Origin of the sequence: Aurantimonas sp. 22II-16-19i, assembly GCF_002088275.1 — a bacterium.
Classification (GTDB): Bacteria; Pseudomonadota; Alphaproteobacteria; order Rhizobiales; family Rhizobiaceae; genus Jiella.
On record NZ_AQQS01000014.1, the window covers coordinates 59,842 to 72,466 of the forward strand.

Sequence of the window (12,625 nt, forward strand, 5' to 3'; positions counted from 1 at the left end):
ACGGCACCGCTGCTGACGCTCGGCCTTGATGCGCCAGCGGCTCGCGATGTCGGCGCCGTCGTGCCGTTCGGCGACAGCCTGTCGGACAACGGCAATCTCTCCCCCGCCACCGCCGGAACGACGCCGCTTTCGCCGCCCTGTTTTCAGGGGCATTGCTCGAACGGCCAGGGCTTCACCGACTATCTGACGGCGCCATGCAGGCGGCGGGCACGGCAACCCTCGGCGGCATACAGATCGATCCGACCGCCAACCAGAACCATCCCTTCGGCGGCGCCCGGACGGATTCGCTGACGGCCCTTCCGCCCGGCATTCCGGACCAGAGCGGCTTTACATCCGGTGCGTCCCATCCGGTGGGACCATCGACTTGCCTCTCGCCGCGAATCGTAATAACTGATGTTACATGAAACGCGACAGCCGCCTCTCCTCCGTTCTCCACGCGCTCCTCCACATGGACGCCTTTGGCAGGCCGATGACCTCCGACGAGCTCGCCGCCTGCCTGTCCACCCATCCCGTGGTCATCCGCCGGACGATGGCCGGGCTTCGCGACGCCGGCTTCGTGCGCTCGGAGCGCGGTCCCAACGGCGGCTGGACGATCGCCTGCGATCTTGCGGCGGTGACGCTTTTCGACATTCACGCCGCGCTCGGCGAGCCGGCGCTGTTCGCCGTCGGAAATCGCAGCGAGAACCCGGCGTGCCTGGTCGAGCAGGCGGTCAATGCCGCTCTCGACGATGCCTTCGACGCGGCCGAGGCCCTGCTCCTTCAGCGCTTCGCCACCGTCACCCTCGCCGCCCTCGCGGCCGACTTCCGCCAGCGCTTCGCGCGGCACCAGCCACAGAAGGGAACACCCCATGCATGATGCGATCGTGATTGGCGGCAGCTTTGCCGGCATGGCCGCCGCTCTCCAGCTTGCCCGCGCCCGCCGCGACGTCGTCGTCATCGACGCCGGCGTGAGGCGCAACCGCTTCGCCGCCCATTCCCACGGCTTCCTCGGCCAGGACGGTCGCGCACCGGAAGCTATCGTCGCCGACGCCCGCCGCCAGCTCGAGGCCTATCCGAACCTCACCTGGATCGACGGCAAGGCCACCCAGCTCGCTCGGCACGGCGAGGGTTTCGCCGTCTGCCTGCAGAAGGAGCGCTCGCTCAGCGCGCGGCGCCTCGTCCTCGCCCTCGGCGTCGCCGATGAGCTGCCGGGCGTTCCGGGCCTTGCGGAGCGCTGGGGCCGCAGCGTCTTCCATTGCCCCTACTGCCACGGCTACGAGCTGAACGGCGGCGCGATCGGCGTCATCGCCACCGGCCCCATCTCGATGCATCAGGCGCTGATGCTGCCCGACTGGGGCACCGTGACGTTCTTCCTCAACGGCGCCTTCGCACCGGATGGCGACGAACGCGCCCAGCTGGCGGCACGCGGCGTCGTCATCGAGGAGGCGCCGCTCGCCGAGATAGCCGGCGAAGCCGACGTCGTCCTTCAGGACGGACGGACCGTCTCCCTCGCCGGCCTCTTCACCGCAAGCCGGATCCACCCCTCCTGCGACCTTGCCGGCGATCTCGGCTGCGAGTTGGAAGAAGGACCGATGGGGCTTTTCCTTCGCACCGACGCGATGAAGGAAACCAGCGTTCCCGGCGTCTTCGCCTGCGGCGATCTCGCCCGCGCAGCCGGCTCCGTCTCGCTCGCCGTCGGCGACGGGGCGATGGCCGGCGTCGGCACCCATCGCTCGCTGATGTTCGGCTGAGCCGGTTCTGTCTTCACAAAAGCCAATGGCCGGTCGATCGACCGGCCATTGGGAAAGACATCCGAGGCGATCAGCCAGGCGTCGCGGCCTGGCCCCTCATCCCTACTCGAACAGGCTGAAGATCGATCCACCCTTCGGCCCGCCGACGCGCTTGCCGTCGCGGTCGTAGCCTTCGCGGCGATGCTGCTCCTGGGCGTAGGCCTCGGCGGTGATCGGCTGTCCGCTGCGATAGCTGAAGGTCGTCGAGGTCGCGAACTCGCTCGGCGCCAGCGATGCTGCGATCTTCTCGGCTTCGGCCGCGTCGGAGTGATGCTTGGCGGCCACCTGGGGCGCCATCTCGATCGCCGGGCAGGGGCCGGCGGGCGACAGCCCGGCCACGGTCTCGGCCGTCTGGTCGAAGATGTAGCTGCGCTCGCAGACGCCGACATTCGGCGGCTTGCGGGTGATCTCGAAATGGTCCGAGCCCTTCTTCAGCATCTGCCAGAAGGCGTAATGCTCGGAATTCTTGTGGCGCGCCATGTTCTTCGGCGTCATCCGGAAAGGATAGGCCTGGATCTGGAAGTCGCGCTGGCCGCCGTCGAAGGAGTAGCGGGCGAGCGTATAGATCTCCTGCACCTGCTCGTCGTCCATGGCGTAGCAGCCGGACGAATTGCAGGAGCCGTGGATCATCAGGTGCTGGCCGGTCCGTCCGTTCGCCCGGTCATAGGCGTTCGGATAGCCCATGTTGATGGCGAGATGATAGTTCGACTTCGGATTGAGCTGGGCCGGTGAGACCGAATAGAAACCCTCGGGCGCCTGGCGGTCGCCTTCCTTCTTCTTCGGGCCGAGCTTTCCGGACCAGGCGCAGATCTCGTAGGTCTTCAGCAGCGCATAGGTGCCGTCGGTCCGCTGCTTCCAGATCTCGAGATCCGACTCTTCCTTGTAGAGACGGACGAGGATCGGCGAGTTGACCCCCATGTGGTTGGCGCTGATGGCGCGAACCAGATCCGGCGGCAGCGGCGCGTTCTCCGGAACCAGATCGTCGACCTTGCAGGCGGAAACAGTCAGCAGCGTCGCAGCCAAGGCCGCGGCCGTCACGATACGTCGGACGTACATCCCCTCAAGTCCCCAATCGCTGCGGCGACCCCCGTATGGCCCACCGCCCCTCGCGAACGACAGCCGGATCCGGCCATCCCTCATCGCGCCCTGCGCCGGCCCCTCATGGACCGGTCGCGACGCATGCTTGACGGAAGTTTCTCACGATTTTCTTAAGCAGGCGTAAACCGTGGATCATCCGTGCTTGCGAAGAGGCGCCTCGCCTTCTCTCCGAAGATCGGAGTTGAACCCCGCGCCTCGCCCCATCGCTCATGCCTGTTACGCCGTAAGGCCGGTGCAGACCGTTCCCGATGGCGCGACGGCGCACCCCTTCTGCGCCGCATCGCCGCACTTAACACGGCGACGATGGCAGCATTCTGGCAAATGACGGTGGGGAACGGAAGTTGAGTCCTGTGGCATCCGCGCAACTCACGGACGGGATTCGATGGACCGCCCATCCATCGCCGCAGCCAGATTGCGCCAATAGGTCTGATGCGCTTGCAGAATCAGAGGCTTCCAGCCGCGCGGCGCGAACGATGCCGCGCGCGTCCGGCATCGGGGCAGCTAGAGATTCCGGCCGATCGCCAGGAACTTTTCCCGGCGCTGGCGCTTCAATTCGTCGCCGGAGAGGCGGCCGAGTTCCGACAGCGCCGCGCGGATGTGCTCGGCGGCGGCATCCACCGCCACCTGCCGGCCGCGATGGGCCCCTCCCAGCGGCTCCTGGACGATCGCGTCGATGATGCCGAAGCCCATCAGATCCTGGGCCGTCATCTTCATCGCCTGGGCGACGTCGCGGGCCCGCGTCGCGTCACGGTAGAGGATCGAGGCGCCGGCCTCGGGCGCGATGACGTTGTAGATCGCGTGTTCCATCATCAACACGCGGTTCGCCGCCGCCAGCGCCATGGCGCCGCCCGAGCCGCCCTCGCCGATGACCAGCGAGACGAGCGGCACTTCCAGATTGAGGCAGGCCTCGATCGAACGGGCGATCGCTTCCGCCTGGCCGCGCTCCTCCGCGCCGATGCCCGGATAGGCACCGGCGGTGTCGACCAGCGTGAGCACCGGGATGGCGAAGCGCTCGGCCAGGTCCATGATTCGCACGGCCTTGCGATAGCCTTCCGGCCGCGCCATGCCGAAATTGTGCTTCAGCCGGGTCTGGGTGTCGGAGCCCTTCTCCTGGCCGATCACCGCCACGGACTGGCCGTCGAACCGGCCAAAGCCGGCGATCACCGCGTGATCCTCGGCATAGTAGCGGTCGCCCGCCAGCGGCACGAAGTCGGTGATCAGCTGGGCGATATAGTCGAGGCAGTGGGGACGGTCCGGATGGCGCGCCACCTGAGTCTTCTGCCAGGGCGTCAGCTTCTTGTAGAGATCCTCGAGCGCGTCGCGGGAGCGCTTCTCCAGCCGCTCGACCTCTTCCCGCACGTCGACCGCGTCCTCGCCGGTCTCGATCTTCTTCAATTCGATGATCTGGCCTTCCAGATCGGCGACCGGTTTTTCGAAATCCAGATAGTTGTGCATACGTCCTGCGGCTGCGGCCGTCCTGAGGGATCGAAGCGGGCGAACGCCGACAGGCAGGGCGAGCGCGTGGCGACACGCTCTCCCGCGCCGCCCCGCCTGCGGCGGGGATTCATCGCGGCGGAAACTGGCTACGAGGCGGGGGAATGTCAAGGAACCTGCGCGATCGGACGAGATTGCGGCACGACCCGTCGCGGCGGACGCGGCGTCAGGCGGAGGGCCCGGTGGAGGGCCGGGGCGCGGCGCCGATCAGTCCCGGCTCGCCGGGGACAGCGGATGATGATCGGTGACGAGGCGAATCAGGCGCTCGTCGAGGACATGGGTGTAGATCTGCGTGGTCGAGATGTCGCTGTGGCCGAGAAGTTCCTGCACGGCCCTTAGATCGGCCCCATGCTTCAGGAGATGGCTGGCGAAGGCATGGCGCAGGACATGCGGCGAGATCTTCGCCGCCGGGATGCCGGCCCGCGCCGCCAGCGCCTTCAGATCCCGGGCGAAGGCCTGGCGGGTCAGATGGCCCGTCTCCGACGCCGCCGGAAACAGGAAGCGTTCGTCGCCTTCGCGCTTCAGCCCCCGCGCAACCTCGGCGAAGCGGCGCATGGCATCCCCCGCCGCCTCGCCGATCGGCACCATCCGTTCCTTGCCGCCCTTGCCCTTGACGATGATCGCCTGGCCCGTCGCCCGCAGCACCGAGCGCGGTAGGGCGACCAGCTCGGACACCCGCAGGCCGGTCGCGTAGAGAAGCTCGACCAGCGCCGCCAGCCGCGCCGCCCGCAGCCGCGCGGCGGGCGACAGCGCCGCGTTCGTCGCCTCGGCCGCTGCCAGATCGAGCAGCCGGTCGACGTCCTCTTCGCTCATCACCTTGGGCAGCGGCCGCTTCTTCCGGGCGCCCTCGATCGGCCCGGTCGGATCGTCGCCGCGATGTCCTTCGACATAGAGGAACCGGTAGAACTGGCGCAGCGCCGAGAGCCGCCGCGCCCGGCTTGATTCGGCGAGCCCCTCGCCCGCCAGCGCCGCGACATAGCCGCGGATCGCCTCGGTATCGGCCTGCTTCAGCGATGTGCCCCGGGCGGCGAGATGGCTGCTCGCGTCCTCGAGGTCGCGGCGATAGGCGTCGAGGGTGTTCTCCGCCGCGCCCCGCTCGACCGCCATCATCTCCAGGAAGGCTTCCGCCTCGAAGCCCGCCGACGGCTGGCCCTTGGAAGCGCCGGAGCCCCGCTTCCGGCCACGGCCGCTCACCGCCGCAGCTCCGAGAGACCCGCGTCCGGCGCAGCCGGCTGACGCGGCGCATCCGCCTCCGGCAGGGTCACGGGAATGCTCACCTCGGTCCGCCTCGGTTCGACGAAGTAGACGAGCGCGGCCATGATGCCGTAGATGGTGCCCGCAATGAGGGCGAGGATCGTCAACAGGCGGTAGAGTGTCGGCATCGGCGTCTGGCGAACTCGATTTCGAGCAAGTGGACCACATTCGACATCGGGCGGAGCCTTCGAGCAGCCGGGCCCCGATGTCGGAAGCGGACCACCGGGCTCGCATCCCTCGCCCCGCTTCTAGTGGGTACGGGAAAAGACGCAAGTCGCGATGGGAGCGTCCAGCCTCTGCCGAGTTCGTCGCGACGGTCTCGCGGCACGAGGGTCTGGGCGGGCGGGCTTGCCGAACGGAGGAACGATCGGACGAATGGACGGCGAAACTGCGGCAGACAAGGACATGTCGATCCGCGACCGGCTCGACGGCCGACCGATCGTGCTCGTCGGGCTGATGGGCGCCGGCAAGACCACGGTCGGCCGCAGGGTCGCGACGCTCCTGTCGCTGCCCTTCGTCGACAGCGACGCCGAGATCGAGAGCGTCTCGACGATGAGCGTCGCCGAGCTCTTCGAGACCTATGGCGAGCCGGAGTTCCGTGCGCTCGAGGCGCGGGTCATCGCCCGGCTCGTCCTCGAGGGGCCGCGGGTGATCGCCACCGGCGGCGGCGCCTATATGAATGCCGAGACGAGGTGCCTCCTCGCCGACAAGGCCATCACCGTCTGGCTGAAGGCCGACCTCGACACGCTGATGGAACGGGTGGCGCGGCGGGCCGATCGGCCTCTCCTGAAAGCTGCGGACCCGAGGAAAGTGATGCGAGACCTGATGGACAGGCGCTACCCCGTCTACGCGAAGGCCGATCTGACGGTGACCTCCCGCGCGGTCAAGCGCGAGGTGATCGCCGCCGAACTGGTCGAGACGCTCGAACGGCACCTTCGCGAGGGTCAGGGATCATGACGTCGCCCGCCACACCGCCGTCCACCGGCTCCGCCTCAGCGCCCCATGCCCCGGCCCGCGTCGACAAGGAGCGCCGCGTCACGGTCTCTCTGGGGGAACGCTCCTACGACATCCTGATCGGCGACGGGCTGATCGACCGGGCCGGGGAGGAGATCGCTGCAAGGCTCGCCGGCGCCAGGGCTGTCGTCGTCACCGACGCGACGGTGGCGCGGCTGCATCTGCAAAGGCTCGAGATCGCGCTGGCCGGGGCCGGCATCGCCGCGTCCAGCCTGACGCTGCCGGCAGGCGAGACGACCAAGTCCTTCGCCCAACTCGAACGCGTCGTCGACGCCATTCTCGCGGCGCGGCTCGAACGCGGCGACGTGGTGATCGCGCTCGGCGGCGGCGTCATCGGCGATCTCGCCGGCTTTGCCAGCGCCATCGTCAAGCGCGGCATGAATTTCGTGCAGATCCCGACGACGCTGCTCGCCCAGGTGGACTCCTCCGTCGGCGGCAAGACCGGGATCAACACCCCCCGCGGCAAGAATCTCGTCGGCGCCTTCCATCAGCCGGTGCTCGTCCTCGCCGACACCGCCCTTCTCGACACGCTGTCGCCGCGGGAATTTGCTGCCGGCTATGCGGAAGTCGTGAAATACGGGCTGATCGACCGGCCGGAGTTCTTCGAGTTCCTGGAGGCGAACCGGGCGGCGATCTTCGCGGGCGGGAGGCAGCGCTCCGAGGCGATCGCGATCTCCTGCGAGGCGAAGGCCGCCGTCGTCGCCGCCGACGAGCGCGAGACCGGCGCCCGCGCCCTCCTCAATCTCGGCCACACCTTCGGCCATGCGCTGGAGCGGGCGGTCGCCTACGATCCTGGCCGCCTCGTCCATGGCGAGGGCGTCGCGATCGGCATGGCGCTCGCCCACCGCTTCTCGGCGAGGCTCGGCCTTGCCACGGGGCAGGATGCCGGCCGTGTCGCCGCCCATCTTGCGGCCGCCGGCCTGCCGACCGAGATCTCCGCCATTCCCGGCCCGGCCCTCGACCGGGACACCTTGATGGAGGCGATCGCCCAGGACAAGAAGGTGGCGCGCGGCCGCCTCGTCTTCATTCTCACTCGCGGCATCGGCCAGGCTTTCGTCTCGAGGGATGTCGAGCCGGCCGATGTCGAACGCTTCCTCGATGAAGAATTGACCCGATGACCACGACGCTCTGGATCTATCTCGGCATCGTCATCCTCCTCGTCTGCGTCTCCGCCTTCTTCTCGGGCTCGGAGACGGCGCTCACCGCCGTCTCGCGCGCCCGGCTGATGAGCTACGAGAAGAACGGCGACGCGCGGGCCGGCATCGTCCAGCGGCTGATCGAGAAGAAGGACCGGCTGATCGGCGCGCTGCTCATCGGCAACAACCTCGTCAACATCCTCGCCTCGTCGCTGGCAACCACCGCCTTCCTCGAGATCTTCGGACCCACCGGCGTCGTCTACGCGACGATCGCCATGACCATCATCGTCGTCATCTTCGCCGAAGTGCTGCCCAAATCGGCCGCGATCGCCGGGCCGGACGGCTTTGCGCTGGCCGTCGCCCGACCGGTCGCCTTCGTCGTGGCGGCGTTCTCTCCGGTCACGGCGACGATCAACTTCATCGTCCGCCGCATCCTCTCGCTGTTCGGCTTCGGGCTGGACTCCGGCGCCTCGCTGCTCACCGCCCATGAGGAGCTGCGCGGCGCCGTCGAGGTGCTGCATCGCGAGGGATCCCTCGTCAATGCCGACCGCAACCGGCTGGGCGGCCTCCTCGATCTCCACGAGCTCGAAGTCTCCGACGTCATGGTCCACCGCACCTCGATGCGGCAGATCAACGCCGACGACGCGCCGGCGGACATCGTTCGCCAGGTGCTCGAAAGCCCCTATACCCGCATGCCGGTCTGGCGCTCGCATTACGACAACATCGTCGGCGTCATCCACGCCAAGGACATTTTGCGCGCGCTGCACGAGGTCGACAACGACCCCTCGAGGATCTCCATCCAGAAGGTCTGCACCAAGCCGTGGTTCGTCCCCGAGACCACCACCCTGCAGGACCAGCTCAACGCCTTCCTCCGGCGCAAGGCGCATTTCGCCATCGTCGTCGACGAGTATGGCGAGGTCGAGGGGCTGATCACGCTGGAGGACATCCTGGAGGAGATCGTCGGCAGCATCGCCGACGAGCACGACATCGACATGCAGGGCGTCAAGACCGAGGCGGACGGCTCGGTGGTGGTGGACGGCCAGGTTCCGATCCGCGACCTCAACCGGGCCCTCGACTGGAACCTGCCCGACGACGAGGCGGTAACGATCGCCGGCCTCGTCATCCACGAGACCCAGACGATCCCCGAGGAGCGCCAGGCCTTCACCTTCTTCAACAAGCGCTTCACGGTCCTGAAGCGCGAGAAGAACCGCATCGCCAAACTGCGGATCCGTCCCGCGACCGTGCTGGTGCCGCCGAAGAAGCCGGCCCACGCCGCGGCGGGGCTCCTGGAACCGCTTGCCGAGGTGCAGGAGACCGATCCCGAGGTTCTCGGCGCCGCCCTGGAGGAGATGGACGAGGTCGAGGCAGACACCCACGACACCCAGGAGATCCGTGCCGACGACGAGAACCGCCCTGCCCCGCGGACCGGCGACGCCATCGAGGACGGCATCAACGACGACGGCTGGCCCGCCGACAGCGGCGACGACTACCGTCACTCGCGCTGGGGCCGGCGCGACGGCGAGGCGGCGGACGACGCCCGGGACGAGCGGCCCGGCGACCACGACGACGCATGGCCGGAGCGGCCGAAGGACGCCGACGAGGAGCGCTGAGAAACGCCGGGGGCGACCTCCGGGATCGGCCGGGCCGAACTCCTCGGAAGATCCGGCGCGTCCCTGCGCGATGTCGGGCTCCCATTCGCTCGAGTGCCGTGCAGGCTTTCCCGATCACCCGATCTGCACGATCGGACGCTCTCTCAGCCCCTGCCCTGCGGCCAGACCATCAGCACGAAGCCGATCAGGCCGAGCCCCATGCCGATCAGCTGGGTGACCGGCGGCCGCTCCTGGAAGACGGCGAAGGCGATGACGTTGATGAGGATCAGCTGGGCGACCGAGGAGGCCGAGATCGCGACGCCCAGGCCGCTCTCGCGCATCAGCCGGACCATCATCAGATTGCCGATGCAGTACAGCAGCAGCGACCCGGCCAGCACCCAGGGCAGACCGTTGTTGAGGTAGGAGCGCGTCGCCGCCGCCGCGGCCAAAAACACCGGCACCGCGCCGGCCAGCCACAGGATCGCCGCCGAATTCATGCTCCGCACCCTTTCTTGAGGACACCCTGCCTGTCGCACATGCCGGTCGATCCTCATAGGCATCTTTTTGCCGCCATGGCGGCGGCGGCCGAGGCGTCCCCCTCCCCCTTGAGGGGAGGGGTCAGGGGTGGGGGTGACCACGCCGAACGTCAGCCCTTCAATCCCAAAACACAGTATCTCTTCGATGCATCCGTCGAAGGCGTCGTCGATGTCGCCGGTGCTGAAGCGCAGAACCCGGTAGCCCTGTCGATGCAGCCAGGCATCACGTCCCTCGTCGCGCGCCAGACGGCCGGGATATTGGTGAAACTCGCCGTCGACTTCGATCGCCAGACGCGCGGAATGGGCGGCGAAATAGGGCCCGATCGGCACCTGTTTGCGAAAGTGGATCCCGCAGTGCCGATGGAAGGTCTTCAACTCGTGCCAGAGACGCTTTTCGCCTTCCGTCATCGACTTCCGCAGCCGTCGCGCCCTCTCGACTGATCTGCGATCGACGCGCGTCGGCACGCTCTGCACCCCCACCCCTGCCCCCTCCCCTCAAGGGGAGGGGGACACGACCGCGCTTCCGTCATCGATCGATGCCCAATTCCGATCACACCCCGCTCATCGGAATCCCCGTGCGCTCCACCTTGCGCGGCGCCGTCAGTTCCTTCCACGTCGACAGCGCCTTCGCCGCCGGCGCGCTGGCCGGGCGCTCGACGAAGCGGCCGTCGCCTTTCTCAGCGCGCACGTCGCCCTCTTTGTAAGCCAGCTTGCCGCGCGAAAACGTCATCACCGGCAGGCCGGTCACCTCGACGCCCTCGAAGACGTTGTAGTCGATCGCCGATTTCTGGGTTTTGGCCGAGATCGTCTTGGTCGCCTTCGGGTCGAAGACGACGAGATCGGCATCGGCGCCGACGAGGATCGCGCCCTTCTTCGGATAGACGTTGAGGATTTTCGCGATGTTGGTCGAGGTGACGGCGACGAATTCGTTCATCGTAAGCCGGCCGGTGACGACGCCCTTGGTCCAGAGCACCGACAGCCGGTCCTCCAGCCCGCCGGTGCCGTTGGGGATCTTCGTGAAATCGCCGAGCCCCATGCGTTTCTGCTCGGTGGTGAAGGCGCAATGGTCCGTCGCAACAACCTGCAGCGAACCCGAGGCGAGGCCGGCCCAGAGCGAATCCTGGTGACTCTTGTCGCGGAACGGCGGCGACATGACCCTGCGCGCCGCATGGTCCCAGTCGGGGTGGCGATACTCGCCGTCGTCGAGGACGAGATGCTGGATCAGCGGCTCGCCATAGACCCGCATGCCCTTTTGCCGCGCCCGGCGGATCGCCTCGTGCGCCTGTTCACACGACGTGTGGACGACATAGAGCGGCACGCCGGCCTGGTCGGCGATCATGATCGCCCGGTTCACCGCCTCGCCCTCGACTTCGGGCGGCCGCGAAAAAGCATGCGCCTCCGGGCCGTTGTTGCCCTCGGCCATCAGTTTCTGCTGGAGAAACGCGACGACATCGCCATTCTCGGCATGGACCAGCGGCATCGCGCCGATCTCGGCGCAGCGGGTGAAGGAGGCGAACATCTCGTCGTCATTCACCATCAAGGCGCCCTTATAGGCCATGAAATGCTTGAAGGTGTTGATGCCGGCATCCACCACCTGCGGCATCTCGTCGAAGAACTTCTGGCCCCACCAGGTCACGCCCATGTGGAAGGAATAGTCGGTGCGCGCCGGCCCGGCCTTCTGGAACCACACCTGCAGCGCCTCCATCGGCCCCTGATCCGGCGCCGGCAGGCAGAAATCCACCGTCATCGTCGTGCCGCCGGACAGCGCCGCCGCCGTGCCGGTGTCGAAATCGTCGGCCGAATGGGTGCCCATGAAGGGCATCTCCATATGGGTGTGCGGATCGATGCCGCCCGGCATGACATAGGCGCCGGAGGCGTCGATCATTTCGTCACCGGAAAGGTCCGGGCCGATGGCGGCGATCGTCTCGCCGTCGATCAGGATGTCGGCCTTGTAGGTGAGATCGGCGGTGACGATGGTGCCGCCCTTGATGACTGTGGTCATGGGGTGTCTCCTTCTGACGGGGAGGATCTGTCGTTAACTCGCAGAGGATCGAGGGCCAGCAACATCATCAGAGCGCGATCGACGTTCAGCATGGTTTCGGTATCGAGGTGGCCGATGGCCTCACGCATGCGATGTCGCGGAAGAGAATAGAGCTTGTCGACCATGACGCGGGACGTTTTCGCCAGACCGTTCTCTTTCGTCGGCTCCACGGCCACCCGCAAAACCCTCGCGCCCTCGTCGAACGTCGTCAGGAGAGCGATGACCGAACTGTCGAGTTTGCCCGCCAGCCGATCGTTCTGAAGGACGACCGCGGGTCTCGCCTTTCCGTAGTCGCCCGGCAGCGCGACGATGACGACATCACCGCGCTTCATTCGGCCTTGTCTTCCATCTCTTCGATGAGGCGCAGCGTCTCCCGCAAGGCTTCCTCGGTCCACAGATCGACGTCGGCCCGCTCCTCAGACGCGGAGATGAGGCGGCAGTCTTCCTCCACCTGCGACCAGATTTCATCCGACCAGATATCCGGCAACCAGACCTCGACCGGGCGGTAGCCCTTGGCCAGCAGGTCGCTTCGCTGTGCTTGCGTCAATTCCTTCGGCCTTCCCATTCGAGCCTCCTGAACAGCACCTGCATTCGAGTGGTCATCGATGGCATGACCATGACCATACACAGCGACTGTGAGGACGCCTTGTTGCAATACAAAGCGCGTGTCGTGGATTGCGTCGACCTGCTTAAG

At 67.4% G+C, this 12,625-nt stretch carries 12 protein-coding genes and 1 pseudogene; 5 read left to right on the plus strand and 8 right to left on the minus strand.

All coding sequences use genetic code 11. The features are described from left to right. Positions 1 to 400: 400 nt before the first annotated feature. Positions 401 to 856: an Rrf2 family transcriptional regulator gene (locus tag ATO4_RS12960; RefSeq protein ID WP_083591944.1), complete on the plus strand. Its 456-nt coding sequence runs from the start codon at positions 401 to 403 to the stop codon at positions 854 to 856. Continuing rightward, positions 849 to 1,730 (plus strand): NAD(P)/FAD-dependent oxidoreductase, encoded by an 882-nt coding sequence (locus ATO4_RS12965; protein WP_083591945.1) that lies wholly within the window; start codon positions 849 to 851, stop codon positions 1,728 to 1,730. Before ATO4_RS12960 ends, ATO4_RS12965 begins: the two co-directional genes overlap by 8 nt. Before the next feature lie 102 nt (positions 1,731 to 1,832). Here the strand turns inward: ATO4_RS12965 and ATO4_RS12970 are convergent, their stop codons facing one another. The 4 genes from ATO4_RS12970 to ATO4_RS12985 all read right to left on the minus strand — a co-directional run bounded on the left by ATO4_RS12970 (position 1,833) and on the right by ATO4_RS12985 (position 5,743). Further along, on the minus strand, positions 1,833 to 2,825 hold the full coding sequence (locus ATO4_RS12970; protein ID WP_083591946.1) for a murein L,D-transpeptidase family protein: 993 nt from the start codon (positions 2,823 to 2,825) through the stop codon (positions 1,833 to 1,835). A 543-nt stretch (positions 2,826 to 3,368) separates the two neighbouring features. Then, positions 3,369 to 4,322, minus strand: a complete 954-nt coding sequence (locus tag ATO4_RS12975) for an acetyl-CoA carboxylase carboxyltransferase subunit alpha (RefSeq protein WP_083591947.1) — start codon at positions 4,320 to 4,322, stop codon at positions 3,369 to 3,371. A 246-nt stretch (positions 4,323 to 4,568) separates the two neighbouring features. Next, positions 4,569 to 5,477: a site-specific tyrosine recombinase XerD gene (locus tag ATO4_RS12980; RefSeq protein ID WP_280940494.1), complete on the minus strand. Its 909-nt coding sequence runs from the start codon at positions 5,475 to 5,477 to the stop codon at positions 4,569 to 4,571. 74 nt (positions 5,478 to 5,551) lie between these two features. Then, a complete protein-coding gene (locus ATO4_RS12985) occupies positions 5,552 to 5,743 on the minus strand; it encodes a hypothetical protein (protein WP_083591948.1) in 192 nt (63 codons plus the stop codon). 247 nt (positions 5,744 to 5,990) lie between these two features. Here ATO4_RS12985 and ATO4_RS12990 point away from each other — a divergent pair, with 247 nt between their 5' ends. The 3 genes and pseudogenes from ATO4_RS12990 to ATO4_RS13000 all read left to right on the plus strand — a co-directional run. After that, the gene (locus ATO4_RS12990; protein WP_083591949.1) at positions 5,991 to 6,572 is read left to right on the plus strand and encodes a shikimate kinase; all 582 of its coding nucleotides are present in this window, start codon (positions 5,991 to 5,993) and stop codon (positions 6,570 to 6,572) included. Continuing rightward, positions 6,569 to 7,747 carry a 3-dehydroquinate synthase gene (gene aroB, locus ATO4_RS12995; protein ID WP_083591950.1) on the plus strand — a complete coding sequence of 393 codons (1,179 nt, stop codon included), beginning with the start codon at positions 6,569 to 6,571 and terminating at the stop codon, positions 7,745 to 7,747. The genes ATO4_RS12990 and aroB overlap by 4 nt, the downstream gene beginning before the upstream one ends. After that, positions 7,744 to 9,003, plus strand: a pseudogene (locus ATO4_RS13000) (HlyC/CorC family transporter); the annotation flags it as partial. The gene aroB and the pseudogene ATO4_RS13000, both read left to right, overlap by 4 nt. Positions 9,004 to 9,518: 515 nt before the next feature. Here ATO4_RS13000 and ATO4_RS28795 read toward each other — a convergent pair. The 4 genes from ATO4_RS28795 to ATO4_RS13025 form a co-directional block, all read right to left on the minus strand. Continuing rightward, positions 9,519 to 10,370, minus strand: coding sequence for a DUF559 domain-containing protein (locus tag ATO4_RS28795; RefSeq protein WP_348626465.1), 852 nt, complete (start codon positions 10,368 to 10,370; stop codon positions 9,519 to 9,521). Between the two features lie 70 nt (positions 10,371 to 10,440). Continuing rightward, entirely contained in the window at positions 10,441 to 11,892 is a 1,452-nt protein-coding gene (gene hydA / locus ATO4_RS13015) for a dihydropyrimidinase (RefSeq protein WP_083591952.1), read from the minus strand. After that, on the minus strand, positions 11,889 to 12,263 hold the full coding sequence (locus ATO4_RS13020; RefSeq protein WP_083591953.1) for a type II toxin-antitoxin system PemK/MazF family toxin: 375 nt from the start codon (positions 12,261 to 12,263) through the stop codon (positions 11,889 to 11,891). The genes hydA and ATO4_RS13020 overlap by 4 nt, the downstream gene beginning before the upstream one ends. After that, a complete protein-coding gene (locus ATO4_RS13025; RefSeq protein ID WP_083591954.1) occupies positions 12,260 to 12,496 on the minus strand; it encodes an antitoxin MazE-like protein in 237 nt (78 codons plus the stop codon). The genes ATO4_RS13020 and ATO4_RS13025 overlap by 4 nt, the downstream gene beginning before the upstream one ends. Positions 12,497 to 12,625 lie beyond the last annotated feature (129 nt).